This window comes from Microvirga roseola, assembly GCF_020866965.1.
Classification (GTDB): domain Bacteria; phylum Pseudomonadota; class Alphaproteobacteria; order Rhizobiales; family Beijerinckiaceae; genus Microvirga; species Microvirga roseola.
Window position 1 is genome coordinate 1 of the sequence record NZ_JAJATX010000006.1, and the last position, 18,113, is coordinate 18,113.

Annotated in this window: 18 protein-coding genes and 1 pseudogene; 15 read left to right on the plus strand and 4 right to left on the minus strand. The window is 64.3% G+C overall.

The window, feature by feature from the left end:
* Positions 1-495: 495 nt before the first annotated feature.
* The 6 genes and pseudogenes from LG661_RS05745 to LG661_RS05770 form a co-directional block, all read left to right on the plus strand.
* Positions 496-849, plus strand: a pseudogene (locus LG661_RS05745) (methyl-accepting chemotaxis protein); the annotation flags it as partial.
* Positions 850-920: 71 nt separating this feature from the next.
* On the plus strand, positions 921-3,695 hold the full coding sequence (locus LG661_RS05750) for a hybrid sensor histidine kinase/response regulator (RefSeq protein ID WP_230530923.1): 2,775 nt from the start codon (positions 921-923) through the stop codon (positions 3,693-3,695).
* On the plus strand, positions 3,692-4,183 hold the full coding sequence (locus LG661_RS05755) for a chemotaxis protein CheW (RefSeq protein ID WP_230530924.1): 492 nt from the start codon (positions 3,692-3,694) through the stop codon (positions 4,181-4,183). Before LG661_RS05750 ends, LG661_RS05755 begins: the two co-directional genes overlap by 4 nt.
* Before the next feature lie 23 nt (positions 4,184-4,206).
* Positions 4,207-4,572 (plus strand): response regulator, encoded by a 366-nt coding sequence (locus LG661_RS05760; protein WP_230530925.1) that lies wholly within the window; start codon positions 4,207-4,209, stop codon positions 4,570-4,572.
* 110 nt (positions 4,573-4,682) lie between these two features.
* Positions 4,683-5,720: a protein-glutamate methylesterase/protein-glutamine glutaminase gene (locus LG661_RS05765; RefSeq protein ID WP_230530926.1), complete on the plus strand. Its 1,038-nt coding sequence runs from the start codon at positions 4,683-4,685 to the stop codon at positions 5,718-5,720.
* Positions 5,717-6,565 (plus strand): CheR family methyltransferase, encoded by an 849-nt coding sequence (locus tag LG661_RS05770; RefSeq protein WP_230530927.1) that lies wholly within the window; start codon positions 5,717-5,719, stop codon positions 6,563-6,565. Before LG661_RS05765 ends, LG661_RS05770 begins: the two co-directional genes overlap by 4 nt.
* Here LG661_RS05770 and LG661_RS05775 read toward each other — a convergent pair.
* The 4 genes from LG661_RS05775 to LG661_RS05790 form a co-directional block, all read right to left on the minus strand.
* Positions 6,557-7,582 (minus strand): alpha/beta fold hydrolase, encoded by a 1,026-nt coding sequence (locus LG661_RS05775; RefSeq protein WP_230531062.1) that lies wholly within the window; start codon positions 7,580-7,582, stop codon positions 6,557-6,559. The two genes, LG661_RS05770 and LG661_RS05775, sit on opposite strands and share 9 nt — an antisense overlap.
* Positions 7,583-7,716: 134 nt before the next feature.
* Complete coding sequence (locus LG661_RS05780) at positions 7,717-9,522, minus strand: DEAD/DEAH box helicase (RefSeq protein WP_230530928.1); 1,806 nt, start codon at positions 9,520-9,522, stop codon at positions 7,717-7,719.
* 53 nt (positions 9,523-9,575) lie between these two features.
* Positions 9,576-9,890, minus strand: a complete 315-nt coding sequence (locus LG661_RS05785) for a hypothetical protein (RefSeq protein WP_230530929.1) — start codon at positions 9,888-9,890, stop codon at positions 9,576-9,578.
* Positions 9,891-9,995: 105 nt separating this feature from the next.
* Complete coding sequence (locus LG661_RS05790) at positions 9,996-10,778, minus strand: IclR family transcriptional regulator domain-containing protein (RefSeq protein WP_230530930.1); 783 nt, start codon at positions 10,776-10,778, stop codon at positions 9,996-9,998.
* Between the two features lie 180 nt (positions 10,779-10,958).
* Between LG661_RS05790 and LG661_RS05795 the strand changes: the two genes are divergently transcribed.
* The 9 genes from LG661_RS05795 (at position 10,959) to pcaG (ending at position 18,107) form a co-directional block, all read left to right on the plus strand.
* Positions 10,959-12,140, plus strand: a complete 1,182-nt coding sequence (locus tag LG661_RS05795) for an ABC transporter substrate-binding protein (protein WP_230530931.1) — start codon at positions 10,959-10,961, stop codon at positions 12,138-12,140.
* A 68-nt stretch (positions 12,141-12,208) separates the two neighbouring features.
* Positions 12,209-13,072: a branched-chain amino acid ABC transporter permease gene (locus LG661_RS05800; protein WP_230530932.1), complete on the plus strand. Its 864-nt coding sequence runs from the start codon at positions 12,209-12,211 to the stop codon at positions 13,070-13,072.
* Positions 13,073-13,100: 28 nt separating this feature from the next.
* Entirely contained in the window at positions 13,101-14,090 is a 990-nt protein-coding gene (locus tag LG661_RS05805; protein ID WP_230530933.1) for a branched-chain amino acid ABC transporter permease, read from the plus strand.
* The gene (locus tag LG661_RS05810; protein WP_230530934.1) at positions 14,087-14,851 is read left to right on the plus strand and encodes an ABC transporter ATP-binding protein; all 765 of its coding nucleotides are present in this window, start codon (positions 14,087-14,089) and stop codon (positions 14,849-14,851) included. The genes LG661_RS05805 and LG661_RS05810 overlap by 4 nt, the downstream gene beginning before the upstream one ends.
* Complete coding sequence (locus LG661_RS05815; protein ID WP_230530935.1) at positions 14,832-15,548, plus strand: ABC transporter ATP-binding protein; 717 nt, start codon at positions 14,832-14,834, stop codon at positions 15,546-15,548. Before LG661_RS05810 ends, LG661_RS05815 begins: the two co-directional genes overlap by 20 nt.
* Positions 15,549-15,556: 8 nt before the next feature.
* Positions 15,557-16,351: a 3-oxoadipate enol-lactonase gene (pcaD, locus tag LG661_RS05820; protein ID WP_230530936.1), complete on the plus strand. Its 795-nt coding sequence runs from the start codon at positions 15,557-15,559 to the stop codon at positions 16,349-16,351.
* A 31-nt stretch (positions 16,352-16,382) separates the two neighbouring features.
* Positions 16,383-16,766 (plus strand): 4-carboxymuconolactone decarboxylase, encoded by a 384-nt coding sequence (gene pcaC, locus LG661_RS05825; RefSeq protein WP_230531063.1) that lies wholly within the window; start codon positions 16,383-16,385, stop codon positions 16,764-16,766.
* Positions 16,756-17,481: a protocatechuate 3,4-dioxygenase subunit beta gene (pcaH, locus tag LG661_RS05830; protein ID WP_230530937.1), complete on the plus strand. Its 726-nt coding sequence runs from the start codon at positions 16,756-16,758 to the stop codon at positions 17,479-17,481. The genes pcaC and pcaH overlap by 11 nt, the downstream gene beginning before the upstream one ends.
* Positions 17,481-18,107 (plus strand): protocatechuate 3,4-dioxygenase subunit alpha, encoded by a 627-nt coding sequence (gene pcaG, locus LG661_RS05835; RefSeq protein WP_230530938.1) that lies wholly within the window; start codon positions 17,481-17,483, stop codon positions 18,105-18,107. Before pcaH ends, pcaG begins: the two co-directional genes overlap by 1 nt.
* Positions 18,108-18,113: the final 6 nt, after the last annotated feature.

Genomic DNA, 18,113 nt, shown 5'->3' on the forward strand with positions numbered 1-18,113 from the left:
CCCGACAACGCCACATCCCAGACCCTGTGACTCAAACGCAATAGTTGCAAGAAGGGTGGCCCCTCGCCCGAGAGGGTGCGTGAGAACGTATGTTTTTGCTCTGCGTGTGGGATCAAGCCTCGCTTCTGCGTCCTGCCGAAGGCGCTCTCGGTGCGAAACGGCTCAAGGCCGGACGTGCAGGTGCAGTTGCGATACCGACTTTCAGGAGCGGGGTTTGGTCGGCCTGCCGTAGAACTCCATCAGCAACGGAAGGTAACTTGCTTCGGTGATGTACTAAGGAAGGGCGGAGAGTGCCATACAAGTATGCGTAGCGAGACTTCGCGTCTGTTACAATAAAACATCAAATATATGTCCATTCTTAGTCTTGCTTTAAGATGATTGCGTTTTGATGCGGCAGTGACCGCAAAAGGTGGTGGGGGCCACATGCGCATCAGAACAAAAATATTCTCGCTCATCGGCGCGTTGAGCATGATCTCGATCGGGATCTCAGGAGTCGCAACCATCGCCGGCCAGACGAACCTGCTGGCGCTCAACGCCACCATCGAGGCGGCCAGGGCCAGTGAGGCCGGCAAGGGCTTTGCGGTGGTCGCGTCCGAGGTGAAGGAGCTGGCGAACCAGACCGCCAAGGCGACCGAGGAGATCTCGGCCCAGATCGGCTCGGTGCAGCAGGCGACCTCGGAGGCGGTGCAGGCGATCCAGGAGATTGCCCGCACGATCGGCGAGATGTCGCAGATCTCGGTCTCCATTGCGGCCGCGATGGAGGAGCAGGGCGCTGCGACCGCGGAGATCTCGCGCAACGTGCAGGAGGCGGCCCGCGGGACCGAGGCGGTGACCGGCAGCATCGGCGAGGNAGTTTTCGATGAGCGGCAGGTGCGAAAGACGCATCTGCCTTCACTCCCCTGCAGTATGTGAGTGACGTTATGGACGATCTGTTACGTGAGTTTCTGACCGAAACAGCCGAACACCTGGATACGGTGGACGTCGAGCTGGTACGGTTCGAGCAGGATCCCAACAACCAGGCGATCCTGAGCAACATCTTCCGCCTGGTGCACACCATCAAAGGAACCTGCGGATTCCTTGGGCTGCCGCGCCTCGAGGCTCTGGCCCATGCCGCCGAGACGCTGATGGGCAAGTTTCGCGACGGCATGCCGGTGACCACGCCAGCCGTCTCGCTCATCCTCGCCACGCTCGACCGCATCAAGGAGATCCTGGGCGAGCTTGAACGCGCGGGCAGCGAGCCTGAAGGGACGGACGAAGATCTCATCCATGCGCTGGAGACGATGGCCTCGGCGGAAATTCCTGAGCCGGTCAACGCCCCTGCCGAGACAACGGGAACCCTGACGTACCAGGTGCTGGAGCGGCCTCTCAAGCCGGGCGAAGTGCCTTTGGACGAACTGGAGCGGGCTTTCCGCGAGACCCCCGGACCGGATGTTTCTGCCCCCGCTGCGCAAGCGGCCGGTGCTTCGGTGCACCAGGAGCTGGAGCGGCCGCTGAAGCCGGATGAGATCTCCCTTGACGAACTGGAGCGCGCCTTCCGCGAGGCTCCTGGTCCGGAGCCTGTCGCGAAGGCGAAGGAGAAGCCGGCCCAAAAGGATGCAGGCACAAGTCAGGCCGGCGCTCCCGCCGCCAGTGAAGGCGGCGAAGGGGGAGAAGGCGCTCTCGCAAAGGTGCAGACCATCCGCGTGAACGTGGATACGCTCGAACATCTGATGACGATGGTCTCCGAGCTGGTGCTGACCCGGAACCAGTTGCTCGAGATCTCCCGTCGTGTTGACGACCACGGCTACAAGGTGCCGCTGCAGCGCCTGTCGCACATCACGGCCGAACTGCAGGAAGGGGTCATGAAGACCCGGATGCAGCCCATCGGCAACGCATGGCAGAAGCTGCCGCGTGTGGTGCGCGATCTCTCGGCCGAACTGTCCAAGAAGATCGAGCTCGTCATGCAGGGCGCGGACACCGAGCTCGACCGGCAGGTGCTCGAGGTTATCAAGGATCCGCTCACCCACATGGTGCGCAACTCCGCCGATCACGGCATCGAGGCGCCGCATGATCGCAAGGCCGTTGGAAAATCGGAGCGCGGCACGATCCGTCTCAACGCCTATCACGAGGGTGGGACCATCACCATCGAGATTGCCGACGACGGACGCGGGCTCAACTTCGCTGCGATCCGCCGCAAGGCGGTGGAACGCGGGATCGCGACGGAGACCGAGGTCGAGCGCATGAGCGAGGCGCAGGTCGCCAAGTTCATCTTCCACCCCGGCTTCTCGACGGCGCAGGCGGTCACGTCCGTTTCCGGCCGCGGCGTCGGCATGGACGTGGTCAAGACCAATATCGAGCTGATCGGCGGAACGGTGGACATCCGGTCCGAGCAGGGACGCGGCACGACCTTCACGATCAAGATCCCGCTGACGCTCGCCATTGTCGCCGCCCTGATCGTGTCGTCCCACGAGCAGCGCTTCGCCATTCCGCAGGTCGCGGTGCTGGAACTGGTGCGTGTCGCTCCCGGCTCCGAGCATGTGATCGAGCGTATCAACGGGACGCCTGTTCTGCGCCTTCGCGAGCGGCTCCTGCCCATTGTCCCCCTGTCCAAGGTGCTTGGCTCCGCGGACGACGAGATGGCGGACAAGGGCTTCGTCGTGGTGACGCAGGTAGGGCGCCAGCGCTTCGGCATCCTGGTCGATGGCGTGTTCCACACCGAGGAAATCGTCGTGAAGCCGATGTCCTCGAAGCTGCGCCACATCCAGCTGTATTCCGGCAACACGATCCTGGGCGATGGAGCGGTCGTGCTCATCGTCGACCCGAACGGCCTCGCCCGCATGGTGGGCTCCGGCGCCGAGGACGGCCAGTTCCAGGCCGATGCGATTCAGGAGACGGAAAGCATCGCAGTGGCCGATACAACGACCATGCTGGTGTTCCGGGGAGGGGGCGAGAGCCTCAAAGCGGTTCCGCTGTCTCTCGTCACCCGCTTGGAGGAGATCGACGCCTCCACCATCGAGTGGGTCAGCGGTCGTCCGCTGGTGCAATACCGTGGCCGCCTGATGCCGCTGGTGGCCTGCGATGAGCAGCTTGCGATCAAGAGCGAGGGCTCCCAGGCGCTGGTGGTGTTCTCGGACGAGTCCTTCGCCATGGGACTGGCCGTGGAGGAGATCGTCGACATCGTGGAGGACCGGCTCGATATCGAACTGGTCGCCGACCGTTCGGACCTCGTCGGATCAGCAGTCATCCGAGGACGCGCAACGGAGGTGGTGAACGTCGCGCATTACCTGCCGCTCGTTGCCGAGGCTTGGATGCGTTCTTCGAGCCCGAGCGGTGAGAAGGGGCAGTCGCTGCTGCTCGTGGAGGGGTCGTCCTTCTTCCGGGATATGCTGACGCCTGTCCTCAAGACCGCTGGGTTCCATGTCCATACGGCAGGCACCGCGGAGGAGGCGCTGCAGCTGCTGGCGCAGGGGCTGAGCATCGATGTCATGGTGACGGATGTGAACCTGCCGGGCCGATCCGGCTTCGATCTGGTCGAGGCTCTGCGCGCATCGCCGCTGGCCAAGCTGCCGGTGATCGCCCTGACGATGTCGCACGATCCCAATCAGATCGACAGGGCGCACAAGCTGCAGATTGCCGAACTGGTTGCGAAATTCGATCGCCGCGGCCTGCTCGCGGCGCTGTCTGAGATGAATGGAACGCTTGAGGTCGCCGCATGAGCCCCAATCTCGCCAATACGAACAACAATGCCGATGCGCGGAGCTTCTCCGCGCACGAGGACTACGTGACGGTTCTGGTGGCCGGCCAGATGCTCGGCCTGCCGATCAGCCGCGTCCATGACGTCTTCGTCGCCAGCGACATGACCACGGTGCCTCTTGCGCCGCCCGAGATCGTCGGCCTCCTGAACCTGCGCGGCCGCGTCGTCACCGCAGTGTCGCTGCGCCGGCGCCTGGGGCTGCCGGATGCCGAGTCGAACGGACGGCGCATGGCGGTGGGACTGGAGCACAAGGGCGAGTCCTACGGTCTCCTGGTCGATGAGGTGGGTGAGGTGCTCAAGCTCAACCCCGATGACCTGCAGCCCAACCCGGTTCACCTGAACCGGCGCTGGGCCGGGCTGTCCGGCGGCGTGCACCAGCTCCAGAACAGACTTCTCATCATCATCGATGTGGAGGCTGTCCTCGCTTTCGAAACGCAGCTGGCCGCATAGCACGAGAGCGGGAGTTCAAGCTCATGAAACACTGCTTGATCGTCGATGACTCGTCCGTGATCCGCAAGGTATCCCGCCGCATTCTGGAGGAGATGACGTTTCGTGTCTCCGAGGCGGAGAATGGGGAGATGGCCCTTTCGGCCTGCAGGAACGAGATGCCGGACGTCATCCTGCTCGACTGGAACATGCCGGTCATGGATGGCTACGAGTTCCTGACGCATCTGCGCCGGATGCCGGGAGGAGGGGAGCCGAAGATCGTGTTCTGCACGACGGAGAACGACGTGGGCCACATCTCCCGAGCACTCGACGCGGGCGCCAACGAATACATCATGAAGCCGTTCGACAAGGACATCGTGACGGCCAAGTTTCAGGAAGTCGGCATCATGTAACCGGTGCTCGGGTTGCCACTGTCCTCATTTTTAACTCGATCACGAGATTCATTTTTATGCTCCCCGTGGCTTCTCCTCAGACTTCGCCAAGCGTTCCCAGGACGCGCATCATGATTGTCGACGACAGTGTCGTCATTCGCGGCCTGATGGCGCGCTGGCTCAAGGAGGTCGATGGCTTCGACGTCGTCACCACCGCCGCAAACGGCCGCATCGCCCTCGACTCCATCAATCGGTACGAGCCGGATATCGTGCTCCTCGATCTTGAGATGCCGGAGATGGACGGGGTGGAGGCTCTTCCCCTGCTTCTCAAGAGACGGCCGGGCCTCAAGGTCATCGTCGTTTCCACCCTGACCCGGCGCAATGCCGAGATCTCTCTGAAGTGCCTGTCCCTGGGTGCGGTCGATTATCTGGCGAAGCCGGATTCCAGCCGGCAGATGACCACCGCCGAGGACTTTCGGCGTGATCTGGTCGAGAGGCTGAGGGCTCATGCCGGGGCGCGGGCACGGACGGTTCGCCCGGTCGCGACGAGCGTTCCCCGTCCTGCCGTCAGGCCTGTCGCTTCGCGTCCGCAATATCTTCTGATCGGCGCCTCGACCGGAGGGCCGAGAGCCATCGAACAGGTCCTCATGGGGCTGGGTCCGGCCTTGCTGAAGGTGCCTGTTCTGATCGTCCAGCACATGCCGCCGATGTTCACGGCCGTCTTTGCGGAGCATCTTCGCGCCCAGTTCAGGGTGCGTGCCTGCGAGCCCGAGGATGGAGCGCCCCTGTCCCCGGGCACCGTCTTCATCGCGCCAGGCGGGCGGCACATGGGGCTGGCCGCGAGCCCGGCAGGCCCGGTGATCCGGCTCGACGATTCGCCTCCCGTCAGCTTCTGCCGTCCGGCGGTCGATGTCCTCTTCCGGGACGCGGCTGCCGTGCTCGGCAACTCGGCGATCGCTGCAGTCCTGACGGGCATGGGCTCCGATGGAACGCAGGGTGCGCGCTACCTGGTGCAGGCAGGCGCCGCCGTCATCGTCCAGGACGAGGCGACAAGCACCGTCTGGGGCATGCCGGGAAGCATCGCGAAGGCTGGCATCGCCCAGGATATCCTCCCTCTCGACATGATCGGTCCTGCTCTCAAGGGCCACATCACCGGGTCGCCCGCATGACCGAACTCGACTTCGATTATCTTTGCACCTTCCTCAAGGCTCGCTCGGGCTTGGCGCTCGGCGCCGAGAAACGGTATCTCGTCGAGAGCCGCCTGATCCAGGTGTGCCGCCGGTTCGAGGTCAACACGCTTCCCGAACTGGTGACGACCCTCAAGGCGGGACGCAACCACAGCCTGGAGAACGCGGTCGTCGAGGCGATGACGACGAACGAGACGTTCTTCTTCCGGGACAAGGGGCCCTTCGATCTCTTCCGAGACGTTCTGCTGCCGCGCTACCTGAATTCGCGCGCCTCGGCGCGCCGTCTGCGCATCTGGTGTGCCGCCGCATCGACCGGGCAGGAGCCCTACTCCCTGGCCATGCTGGTGAAGGAGGCCTCGGCCCGCCTCGCCGGCTGGAACGTTGAGATCCTGGCGACGGACATCTCCACCGAGGTGCTGGACAAGGCGAAGGCCGGTCTCTACTCGCAGTTCGAGGTCCAGAGGGGCCTTCCGATCCAGCTTCTCCTGAAATACTTCAAGCAGGAGGGCGATCAGTGGCGGATCGCGCCCGAGATCCGGGCGATGGTCGATTACCGGCCGCTCAATCTCATCAAGGAATTCGGCCACCTCGGCGTCTTCGACATCGTCTATTGCCGGAATGTCCTGATCTATTTCGACAAGCCGACGAAGACCGACGTGCTGCGGCGACTTGCGAATGCAATGGCCCCCGACGGCGCCCTGCTTCTGGGGGCGGCTGAGACCGTGCTCGGCCTGACGGACGGGCTGTCTCCCGATCCCGTCAATCGGGGTCTTTACGGAAAGAGCGCGGAGGCCGCCACAACGCTGCGAGTGGCTGCGTCAGCCTGAATAGGCGGATGCGCCCTCGGTCCGGCTGGTCCGTCTCATTCCATCCGACGAGCGATGTGCTGCACGGTCGATGGCCTCGATGACTTCGTCGGGGGCCAGGTGATGGATCATATGACCCAGTCCGGGAACCGACACGAACTCACTGTCTGGCAGGTGATCGTGCAGGCGCTCCGATTGGCGGCCCACATCGGCGATCTGGTCGTCCGCTCCGGTGATGATGACCGCGGGGACTGCCAGTTCTCGGTAGCGATGCTGGAGATCCATGGCTGAGGGGGCCATCAGGGCTGCTTCCTCCGCAGATGCCTGGAGTTGCGAAGGGCGCAGCATCAGTTCCTTCGGCATCTGCCGGTCGAAGCGCTCCGGCACGGGCGCAGGCTCGAACATCTTCTGGATCAGGCGTGGGAGCATGAGCCGGGCAGCCAGAGGCGATATCGTGTAGCGCATCGCGTCCCCGATCACGGGAATGGCGGGCGGCGAAAGGAGAAGCACGTCGGCGCGCGCAGTCGGATAATAGTAGCCGGAGGCGAGGACGAGGCTGCGGACGAGGAGGGGGTAGTCGAGGCCGAGCGCAAGGGCGACCTGCGTACCCCAGGAATGTCCGAGCACGACGGCCCTGACGACGCCGAGATGAATGAGGGCCCTGTAGATCAACTGGGCCTGGGCCTGCGGAGACCACAAACGGCCCGGCCGCGAACTGTAGCCGAAACCCGGACGATCGAACACGATCACGCGGTAGCGTTCCGCCAGCCGGTCGACGATGCCGCTGGTGATGAAATCCTGGATCATGGTGCCGTTGCCGTGCAGAAGCACAAGCGGATCGCCGCGTCCGCGCTCGATGTAGTGGAGGCGAACGCCGTCGATGGTCATGAAACGCCCGATGGGCGGATGCTGCCGCTCCGCCTCGCGCGCACGCCTGTCGACGTAAACGGCAAGTCCGCCCAGCGCCGCAGCGCCGCCCAGGAGGGCAGGGGCGATCCACCGGAGCGCCGACTTCGCGTGATCTCCCCCGTGCCGCAGCCGGGTGGGGGTTCCTATTTTTTCCGAGCTTGGCACGAGACCTCTCCCTGGTGTTCCGAGAAACAACGCAGAGGGGTCTTGTGGGTTGCGCCTGCCGGCGGCCTGCTATCGGCCGAGTTCCGGCGGGGCGTGTCCTACTCGGCGTTCTTACGCTTGCCCTTGAAGCCGGGCTTGCCCTTTGCAGCCTTGGACGGAGGGCGTGAATTCCTGTCCTTGTGGGGCGGGGGGCCGCTCCGGCTCTTGAAGCTCTTCTTCGCCGGCTCGTCCCGCCGCTGACTCGGCGCGAATTCTGCCGGCTCGATGCGGATATCCTCATCATTCGCTTTGCGGACGGCAGCAGCGAATTTCGAGGCTTGCGATTTCACGATCTGAAACTTTGTTTCTCGGTCGAAGATCTTGATCGAGCCGATCTCTTTCTTCGTCACATGCCCCAGGCGGCAGATCACCGGCAGGAGCCAGCGCGGATCGGCATTGTTGCACCGCCCGACGCTCATGCGGAACCAGACCATGTCCTCGGACGAGCGCTCAAAGCTCTCGCTCGCGCCGCCACGACTCTTCTCCTTGAACCCGCCCAGCCATTCTTCCTGCCGTTCGCGCTTGTCCTTACGCTGGCGCGGTTCGCGCTCGGCAGTTGCATCGACGATCTCCTCCGGAGCCGGCAGGCGCGCACGGAAGAAGCGGGCCAGGGCTGCGGCGATCTCCTCCGCCGAGCGTCCGGCCAGGAGGGCCTGCGCCATGGCGAGATCATCCTCGGTCGCCTCTTCGGAGAAAACTGGATCCTGCATCAGCCGCTCGCGGTCGCGCAGGCGGATTTCGTCGGCCGAGGGAGCGCCGGCCCAAGTCACGTCGATGCCTGCCATGTCGATCAGCCGCTCGGCCTTACGGCGGCGGGTATAGGGCACGAGCATCACGCAGGTGCCCTTTCGTCCCGCGCGGCCCGTACGGCCACTGCGGTGCAGGAGCGTCTCGTGATCGTTGGGCAGGTCGAAATGGATGACGAGTCCCAGATCCGGCAGGTCGATGCCACGGGCCGCCACGTCGGTCGCCACGCAGACCCGGGCGCGCCCGTCACGCAGCGACTGCAGGGCATTGCTGCGCTCGTTCTGGGTCAGCTCGCCTGAAAGGGAGACCGCCGCAAAGCCACGCTCGATCAGGCTCGCATGGAGGTGCCGCACCGCCTCACGGGTATGGCAGAACACCATGGCGCCGCGACTCTCGTAGTAGCGCAGCACGTTGACGACGGCATGCTCCACCTCATTGGGAGCGCAGCGGATGGCGCGGTACTCGATATCCCCATGCGGCTCGTTCTCGACCAGGGTATCGATGCGATGCGCCTCGCGCTGGTAACGGCGCGCCAGAGTGACGATGTTCTTAGGCAGGGTTGCGGAAAACAGCAGGGTACGGCGCTCTTCCGGCGTCGCATCGAGGATGAATTCCAGGTCCTCGCGGAAGCCGAGATCCAGCATCTCGTCGGCCTCGTCGAGGACGACGGCGCGCATGTTCGATAGGTCGAGGCGGCCGCGCTCCAGGTGGTCCCGCAGGCGCCCGGGAGTGCCGACGACGATATGGCAACCGTCGGCGAGCGCCCGCTGCTCCCGGCGCACATCCATCCCGCCCACGCAGGATGCCACCCGCGCACCGGCCGGACCGTAGAGCCAGACGAGCTCACGGTTGACCTGGAGCGCGAGCTCGCGGGTCGGCGCGATGATCAGAGCCAGGGGCTCGCGGGGCGGTCCGAGACGTTCTGCATCACCAAGGAGGGTGGAGGCCATGGCAAGGCCATAGGCGACCGTCTTGCCCGAGCCCGTCTGGGCGGAGACGAGAAGATCCCGGCCCTCGGCTTCCGGCTGGAGCACGGCGGCCTGGACGGGGGTCGGATCGTTGTAGCCTCGGTCCGCAAGGGCGCGCTCAAGGCTGGGATTGGTCTTCGGGAAAGGCATGTGAGTATGGCTGAACCGTTCGAGGGGAACCTTGACGGGTTCCGGGAGGATAATCAGCCGGGCGAGGAGCCGTCGTCTATCTCATCGATCGACACCAGGAACACGACATCGATATCGAGGTCATTGTCATAGTCTTCGTCGCTGTCTTCGACTTCGTCTTCGTCCAGGGCCTCATTGAAGGCATCGATCTCGTCTTCCGATGCGGTCCTGATCGTCAGGTCAGCTGAGCCGTCCCAGAGGGAGCGGCCCTCGCTCTTAAACGAAATGAGGTCGTCTTTGAAGCTCTCGCTCAGAAAGAGTTCGCGGGCTTGATCCCCATCCGCATTCGTCACGGCAACCGCCCTGCCAGCGATCTCAAGGGTAATCATGGCTTTTCCTCTGCAGAAATCGGTTCTTGAACCGTTAACGCCTAAGCCGTGGTTTCGATCAATTCATGGCCCGGGCGGCCTGAAGCTGGGCCGTACATGAGCTGTTCAGAACGTGTAGCGCAGGGCCTCGCCGGCTGCTTCAAGGGCGGGCAGGAAACGCTCTTCCATCTCGGCGGCAGGCACCCGTCCGGCCTGGGCGCTGATGTTCAGGGCAATGGTGACCTGGCCGTTCTTCTGGACCAGCGGCACGGCGATGGAGCGGAGGCCCAGCTCCAGTTCCTCGTTGACGATGGCGTAGCCCCGGCTGCGGGTTTCCTCCAGCAGTCGTCGCAGTTCCGCTTTGCTCGTGACCGTCTTCGGCGTCTTCGCCTCGAGGCGGACCCGCGCGAGATAGGCTTCGATCTCCGCCTCGGGCCGGTTCGCAAGGATCGCACGCCCCAGGGACGTGCAATAGGCGGGCAGGCGGCTGCCGACGCCAAGCCCGATGGACATGATCCGGCGGGTAGCTGCCCGGGCGATATAGACGATCTCGTCCCCGTCGAGGATGGCCGCCGAGCTGGATTCTCCCGTCTCCTCCGAGACCCGTTCCAGGAAGGGCTGGAGGCGCATGGAGAGGGAGGTGGAGGACAGATAGGCGTAGCCGAGCCTGAGGATGCGCGGGCTGAGCGAAAAATAGCGGCCGTCGAAATCCGCATAATTCAGGCGGGTCAGCGTGCGAAGGTAGCGGCGCGCGGCCGCGCGGGTGATGCCCGTCAGCTTTGCTACGTCGGACAGGGTGAGACGCGGGCGGCTGGCGTCGAAGGCCTCGATGACCAGCAGGCCTTTCTCGAGGCTCGCAACGAAGTCGCGGTCGCCTCCGGCCTGTTCATCCACTTCTGCATCCTGCATCCGAAAGCCTCCTAGGCAAAACCTGCATCGGACTATGGTGGCCTTGACACCGAGGTTAAGAATAGTAGTTTTTGTTCGATATGGCAACAAATGTTCGCATTGCGAACACAATGAGCCGTAGAAACAGGAAAACCGCTGGTCCATCAACGAGGCCGGACGGATCAAGGGAAGGAAACGCGAATGAAGGCCACAAAGACACTTCTGGGCGTAGCCATCGGCGCTCTGCTCATGGGCTCCGTCTCCGCGATGGCCGAGACGGTCAAGGTAGGCATCATCGGACCGTTCTCGGGGCCGTTCGCCTTGCAGGGCAAGAATTTCCAGGCCGGAGTCGAAGCCTACATGGCGCTCAACGGAAAGAGCGTGGAAGGCAATGACATCGAGGTCATCTATCGCGACCTGCCAACCGCCAATCCGGCCCAGGCGCGTGCGCTGGCGCAGGAACTGGTGGTGAAGGACAAGGTCCAGTATCTGGGCGGCGTCTATTTCACCCCGGATGCCATGGCGATCACGCCGCTCCTCAAGCAGGCGAACACGCCCCTCGTCATCTTCAACGCGGCGACTTCCGCCATCATGAACACCTCGCCCCTCGTGGCGCGGACATCCTTCACCACGGCGCAGACCACGACGCCGCTCGGCCAAGTCGCATTTGACGATGGGGTGAAGATGGCGATCACGGTGGTCAGCGACTACGGTCCGGGCATCGATGCGGAGAACGCCTTCAAGAAGGCCTTCGAGGCTGCAGGCGGCGAGGTGGTCGAAACGATCCGCATGCCGATGAACACCACCGATTTCAGCCCGATCATGCAGCGCGTGAAGGATTCGGGCGCGGGCGGTCTCTTCGCCTTCCTGCCTTCCGGCCCGCCGACGCTCGGCTTCGTGAAGGCCTATAATGAGACAGGCCTGAAGCAGGGCAATATCAAGTTCTTCGCTCCCGGCGACCTGACGCAGGAATCCGATCTTCCCGCGCTCGGCGAAGCGGCCGAGGGGCTTCGCACCTCGTTCCACTATTCGGTCTCTCACGACTCTCCTGAAAACACGAAGTTCGTCGAAGCCGCGGGCAAGGCGATCGGCAATCCTGAGCAGCTTTCCTTCCCCGCTGTCGGCGCCTATGACGGCATGCACCTCATCTACAAGATGATCGAGGCCGCCGATGGCAAGCAGGATGCCCAGAAGGCCATCGATGCGGTCAAGGGCCTGTCCTGGACCAGCCCGCGCGGTCCCGTGACCATCGACCCCGAGACCCGCCACATCACGCAGAACATCTATCTGCGCGAGGTCGCGAAGGGGCCGGACGGCAAGTACTACAACAAGAAAATCAAGACGTTTCCGAACCAGAAGGATCCGGGTCTCGCCACCCAGTGAGCTGGCGCGGCCATTCCAAGGCCGCGCTCATCCGACCGCCTGGACCATAGGCCGACCTGGACGCTCTCATGCAGACCATCCTCAGCATCGCGACGGACGCCTTTGCTTACGGCATGGCCCTTTTCATCATCTGCATCGGTCTATCCCTGACGATGGGCCTGATGCGGGTGGTGAACCTGGCGCACGGCGCCTTCGCCATGATCGCAGGTTACATCGCATCCTATGCCGCCCGCGATCTCGGGATGGGCTATGGGGTCGCGATCTTCCTGGCGATCATCGGGACGATCATCATCTCGATCCCCCTCGAACGGCTTCTGTATCGCCGGATCTACGGCAGCCCCGAGCTCACGCAGGTCTTGATGACCATCGGCATCACCTTCTGCGTGATCGGTATCACCAACTACTTCTTCGGCCCGACGCTGAAAACCATTCCGCTGCCTGAAGCCCTGGCCGAGCCCGTGGACCTGGGCTTTCGCACCATTGCCGCCCACAGGCTCTTCGTCATGGCCTGCGGCGTCGCCGTGGCCTTTGGGCTCTGGTACCTCATCGAGCGGACGACCTTCGGCACCAAGGTGCGGGCAACCGTGGACAATGCGGCCATGACCGATGCGCTCGGCGTGCGCACGCAGGTGATCTACGCCGTGAGCTTTGCCATCGCCGTCGGCCTTGCGGCTTTCGGGGGTGTCGTCGCGGCCGAGTTCCTGCCCATCGAGCCCTATTATGCGCTGCGCTACATGGTGATCTTCCTCGTCGTCGTTTCGGTCGGCGGCGCCGGCTCGATCCTCGGCGCCATCGCCGCCTGCCTCGTGCTCGGCGCCGTCGACACGAGCGGACGCTATCTCATGCCCGAGTTCGGAAACTTCTTCTTCTATGCGGCGGTCATCGTCATCGTCTTCATGTTCCCGCGCGGATTCTTCGGAAGGGCTCAGTAACGTGCAGTTCGTCGCTCAGACCGAGAGAATGACGGCCGCACCCGTGGCGGGACGCCGCCGCTGGTCGCGTGACGCTGTAGGCGTCATCCTGATCGTCGCGGCCGGCGTGGCGGGATATTTCCTGTTCCCGGACAGCCTTGCGCTGCTGACGCGCATCATCGCCGTCGCTCTGCTCGTCCTCTCCCTCGACCTCATCGTCGGCTATTGCGGCGTGGCTTCGCTCGGCCAGGCGACCCTTTTCGGAGCGGGCGCCTATGCCGCCGGCATCGCCTGTGTGAACGGGGTCACGGAGCCCTTGACGCTGATCGCCATCGGAGCCGTGGCCGGCGCGGCGGCCGGCCTCGTCATGGGCGCGATCATGCTGCGGGCTCACGGCCTCGCGCAGCTCGTGCTCTCCATTGCCATCGTCCAGCTTGCCCATGAGGCGGCGAACAAGGCCTCCGCCTACACGGGAGGCAGCGATGGCCTCGCCGGCCTCTTCGTGGGACCACTCTTTGGCGTCTTCGAGTTCGACCTGTGGGGGCAGACCGCCTACCTCTTCGGATTGTCGCTCCTCGTCGCCGTCTTCATCATCCTGAAATTCGTCGTGTCTTCGCCTTTCGGCATGCTGTGCCGCGGCATCAAGGAGGACCCGATCCGCATCCGCGCCATGGGAGCCTTCGTCTTCCCGGTTTTGCTGAAGATGTTCGTCATCTCCGGGGCGGTGGCCGGCACGGGTGGAGCCCTTGCCGCCATCTCCACCCAGGTTGTCGGTCTCGACAGCGTCAGTTTCGAACTCTCCGCCAATGCCCTCGTGATGCTCGTGCTCGGCGGGCTTGGAACACTCTATGGCGCGCTCATCGGCACGGTGATCTTCATGGGCTTCGAGCATGTGGTCTCTGCCATCAATCCGTTCCACTGGATGACGATGGTCGGCGCGCTGCTGATCGCGGTGGTGCTCGCCGCACCCGGCGGCCTGAGCGATCTGCTCGACCAGATCTCCGCAGGAAAGAAGCGCAACAGCGGAGGTCGGCCGTGAGCGATCTTTTCCGGGTCGAGAACCTGTCCAAGTCCTTCGGCGGCCTCGCCGTCAGCCGCAACATCTCCCTCCACATGCCGGCAGGGGAGCGCCTTGCCTTGATCGGCCCCAACGGAGCCGGCAAGACGACCTTCGTCAATCTGGTCACCGGGCAGCTCAAGCCGAGCGAGGGGCGGGTCGTTCTCAACGGCGAGGATGTGACGGGCCTCGGGGCCGTCAGGCGCGTCCGCAAAGGGCTGGTGCGCACCTTCCAGGTCACCCGGCTCTTTTCCGAGATGACGCCGGAGGAGCACGTCACCCTGACGGTGCTCCAGCGGGAGGGAAGGGCCTCGCGCATCCTTGGCCGCTTCCACGGCAACTCCGCAATCGCCGACGAGGTGGCGGACCTCCTCGGAGCGCTGGGCCTCACAGAGGTGGCGCGGCGCAGGGTGCGCGAGATCGCCTATGGCCAGCAGCGCCTCCTGGAGATCGCCATTGCCCTTGCGCTCAGGCCCAAGGTCCTGCTGCTCGACGAGCCTGCGGCGGGCGTCCCGTCGAGCGAGACGCCGCGGATCGAGCAGGCCTTGGAGCGGCTCCCGCCGAGCCTCGCCGTGCTCATGATCGAACACGACATGGACCTCGTCTTCCGCTTCGCCAGGCGCGTGGTGGTGCTGGCCGCAGGCGAGATCATCTTCGAGGGCCTGCCTTCGGAGGTCGCCGCAAACGACAAGGTCCGAGAAGCCTATCTGGGGAACTATGCCCATGCCCGCAACGTCGCTTGACGTCAGAGGATTGAGCGCCGGCTACGGGCCGACGGTGGTGCTGGAGGATGTGTCCTTCTCCGTGCCTGCCGGCGCGCGCCTGTCGATCCTGGGGCGCAACGGCATGGGAAAGACCACGTTGCTGTCCACCCTTATGGGCATGAACCGGCGCTATGGCGGCGAAATCCTCATCGGCGGCAAGGACGTGTCCGGGCTTAAGAGTTCCGAGCGCGCCCGCCAGGGGCTGGGCCTCGTGCCGCAGACGCGCGACATCTTCCGCTCGCTCACCGTCGAGGAGAACCTGATCGTCGGGGTCAAGGACCGGCCGCGCAGCGCCATTCAGGAGGCCTACGATATGTTCCCGCGCCTCCACGAGCGGCGGACCAATCTCGGCTGGCAGCTTTCCGGCGGCGAGCAGCAGATGCTCTCGACCGCCCGCACGATTCTCGGCCGCCCATCGGTGCTTCTCCTCGACGAGCCGCTCGAAGGCCTGGCGCCCGTGATCTGCGAGGATTTGATGGCCGCCTTCACCCGGCTTGCATCCAGCGGCGAGATGACGATCCTGCTGGTGGAGCAGCGCCTGGAAAGCGCCCTCGACTTCGCCGAATCCGTGCTCATCCTGGAGCGCGGGCGCATCGCGTGGCAGGGGACAAGCGAGACCCTGCGCGCCGATCAGGGCCTCGTCGAGCATTACATCGGCGTCGGCTCGCTCCATTGAGGTGAGGCATGGCCTTCATACGCGCAAACGGAATCGTTCTTCACTACCAGGTGCTGGGCCGAGCCGGTGCTCCGACGCTCGTCTTCATCAACTCTCTAGGCAGCGACTTCCGCATCTGGCAGGAGGTCGCGCCGGCTTTCGCTGATCATTACAGGGTCGTCCTTTACGACAAGCGCGGACACGGTCTTTCGGACGCGCCGCCTGCGCCCTATACGATGGACTATCACGTGAACGATCTCGTCGCGCTGCTCGACCATCTCAAGGTCGCGAAGGCCGCCCTGGTCGGGTTGTCCGTGGGAGGCATGATCGCCCAGAGGATGGCCGTGCATTTTCCGGACCGGGTTGCAGCGCTCACCCTCTGCTGCACGGCGGCGAAGATCGGAACGGCCGATCTCTGGGCCGAGCGCATCGCCGCCGTCGAGACGGGCGGCATCGAGCCTCTCGTCGACAATGTCCTGCAGCGCTGGTTCACGCCGGCATTCCGCGAGACCCGTCCCGACGAAACGACCGGGTGGCGCAACATGCTGGTCCGAATGCCCGCCCATGGCTATGCGGGAACCTGCGCAGCCATCCGGGACACGGATCTGACCGCCGATGCCGGCCGGATCGCGGTTCCGACCCTCTGCGTGGCGGGCGATCCGGACGGATCGACGCCCGCCGAAATCGTGCAGGGCACGGCAAACCTCATTCCCAATGCCCGCTTTGCGCTCATCGAGAGCTGCGGGCACATCCCATGCGTCGAGCAGCCTGCCGCCTTGGCCTCGCTGATCGGTGGACACCTACGGGAGGCTGGACTTGTCTGATACGAACCAAAGCGAGCGCTACAAGGCCGGCATGGCCATTCGCCGTCAGGTCCTGGGCGATGCCCATGTGGACCGGGCGAACGCGCAGATGACCGCGTTCGATGCCGACTTCCAGACCTTCATCACGGAGGGAGCCTGGGGTTCGGTCTGGTCGCGGCCGCACTTCACCAAACGCGAGCGCTCCATCGTGACCATCGCCCTGCTGGCGGCCCTCAGCCAGGACGAGGAGATCGCCATGCATGTGCGCGCCACGCGCAATACCGGCGCGACGAAGGACGATATTCGCGAGGCCCTGCTGCATGTGGCGGTCTATGCGGGTGTGCCGGCGGCCAATCACGCCTTCAAGATCGTGAAGAAGACGCTTGCCGAAATGGAAGCCGGTTCAGAGCCGTCGGGAGGCCCCAATGTCCGATGAAGGATCCTTCTATCAGCGGGATCGAAGCTGGCATCCGCCCGCCTTCACGCCGCAATACAAGACCTCCATCCTGCGCTCGCCGCAATATCCGCTCCTGTCGCTCGGCAACACGGCCTCGGAGATGACCGGTCCCGTCTTCGGCCATGACGAGATCGGACCGCTCGACAACGACCTGATCCGCAACTTCGCCAAGACCGGCGATCCGATAGGCCAGCGGATCATCGTCTATGGCCGCGTCCTGGACGAGAATGCCCGCCCGGTGCCGGGGGCGCTCCTCGAGTTCTGGCAGGCGAATGCGGGCGGGCGCTACCGGCACAAAAAGGAAACCTATCTCGCCCCCATCGACCCGAATTTCGGCGGCTGCGGCCGCACGATCACGGACGGGGAGGGCCGCTATTGGTTCCGCACCATCAAGCCGGGAGCTTACCCTTGGCCGAACGGCGTCAACGACTGGCGGCCTGCGCATATCCATTTTTCCGTGTTCGGCCATGCCTTCGCCCAGCGCCTCATCACGCAGATGTATTTCGACGGCGATCCGATGATCTGGCAGTGCCCCATCGTGCAGACGATCCCTGACAAGGCCGCCATCGAGCAGCTCGTTGCAGCCCTCGACCGCAGCGTCACGCTGCCGATGGATGCGCTGGCCCACAAGTTCGACATCGTCCTGCGCGGCCGCCGCTCGACCTTGTTCGAGAACCGGATGGAGGGGAACTGATGGTCCAGTCACTCAGACGCCTGAAGGAGTCGCCCTCCCAGACCGCAGGCCCCTACGTCCATATCGGCGCGACGCCGAACTGGGTCGAGATCACCGGCGTCTGGAAGGAGGATCTCGGCCTCGTTCTCGTCGGGCCGGAGACCAAGGGCGAGCGCATCATCCTCAAGGGCCGTGTGTTCGACGGCAGCGGAATACCGCTGAAGGACGCGCTGGTCGAGATCTGGCAGGCGGATTCGGATGGGCTCTACAACTCGCCGCAGGAGAAGCGCGGCAAGGCCGATCCGCACTTCACAGGCTGGGGACGTCAGCCGACCGACGGGACGACGGGCGAATACCGCTTCGAGACGATCAAGCCCGGCCGCGTGCCGTACCCGGACGGCCGCCTCATGGCGCCGCATATCACCTTCTGGATCGTGGCGCGCGGCATCAATATCGGCCTGCATACCCGCATGTACTTCGGCGACGAGGAGGCGGCGAATGCGGAATGCCCCGTTCTGGCGCGCATCGAGCACAAGGTCCGCGTGCCCACGCTGATTGCCTCCCGACCCGAAGAGAACGGAATGCCGACCTACACCTTCGATATCCATCTGCAGGGTGAGAAGGAAACCGTCTTCTTCGACATCTGACCTCGA

What these genes read in the sequence shown, in the direction of transcription:
- LG661_RS05750 (WP_230530923.1), top strand. Translation starts at nt 921, where the DNA reads ATGGACGATCTGTTACGTGAGTTTCTGACCGAAACAGCCGAACACCTG.
- LG661_RS05755 (WP_230530924.1), top strand. Translation starts at nt 3,692, where the DNA reads ATGAGCCCCAATCTCGCCAATACGAACAACAATGCCGATGCGCGGAGC.
- LG661_RS05760 (WP_230530925.1), top strand. Translation starts at nt 4,207, where the DNA reads ATGAAACACTGCTTGATCGTCGATGACTCGTCCGTGATCCGCAAGGTA.
- LG661_RS05765 (WP_230530926.1), top strand. Translation starts at nt 4,683, where the DNA reads ATGATTGTCGACGACAGTGTCGTCATTCGCGGCCTGATGGCGCGCTGG.
- LG661_RS05770 (WP_230530927.1), top strand. Translation starts at nt 5,717, where the DNA reads ATGACCGAACTCGACTTCGATTATCTTTGCACCTTCCTCAAGGCTCGC.
- LG661_RS05780 (WP_230530928.1), bottom strand. Translation starts at nt 9,522, where the DNA reads ATGCCTTTCCCGAAGACCAATCCCAGCCTTGAGCGCGCCCTTGCGGAC.
- LG661_RS05785 (WP_230530929.1), bottom strand. Translation starts at nt 9,890, where the DNA reads ATGATTACCCTTGAGATCGCTGGCAGGGCGGTTGCCGTGACGAATGCG.
- LG661_RS05790 (WP_230530930.1), bottom strand. Translation starts at nt 10,778, where the DNA reads ATGCAGGATGCAGAAGTGGATGAACAGGCCGGAGGCGACCGCGACTTC.
- LG661_RS05795 (WP_230530931.1), top strand. Translation starts at nt 10,959, where the DNA reads ATGAAGGCCACAAAGACACTTCTGGGCGTAGCCATCGGCGCTCTGCTC.
- LG661_RS05800 (WP_230530932.1), top strand. Translation starts at nt 12,209, where the DNA reads ATGCAGACCATCCTCAGCATCGCGACGGACGCCTTTGCTTACGGCATG.
- LG661_RS05805 (WP_230530933.1), top strand. Translation starts at nt 13,101, where the DNA reads ATGACGGCCGCACCCGTGGCGGGACGCCGCCGCTGGTCGCGTGACGCT.
- LG661_RS05815 (WP_230530935.1), top strand. Translation starts at nt 14,832, where the DNA reads ATGCCCGCAACGTCGCTTGACGTCAGAGGATTGAGCGCCGGCTACGGG.
- pcaD (WP_230530936.1), top strand. Translation starts at nt 15,557, where the DNA reads ATGGCCTTCATACGCGCAAACGGAATCGTTCTTCACTACCAGGTGCTG.
- pcaC (WP_230531063.1), top strand. Translation starts at nt 16,383, where the DNA reads ATGGCCATTCGCCGTCAGGTCCTGGGCGATGCCCATGTGGACCGGGCG.
- pcaH (WP_230530937.1), top strand. Translation starts at nt 16,756, where the DNA reads ATGTCCGATGAAGGATCCTTCTATCAGCGGGATCGAAGCTGGCATCCG.
- pcaG (WP_230530938.1), top strand. Translation starts at nt 17,481, where the DNA reads ATGGTCCAGTCACTCAGACGCCTGAAGGAGTCGCCCTCCCAGACCGCA.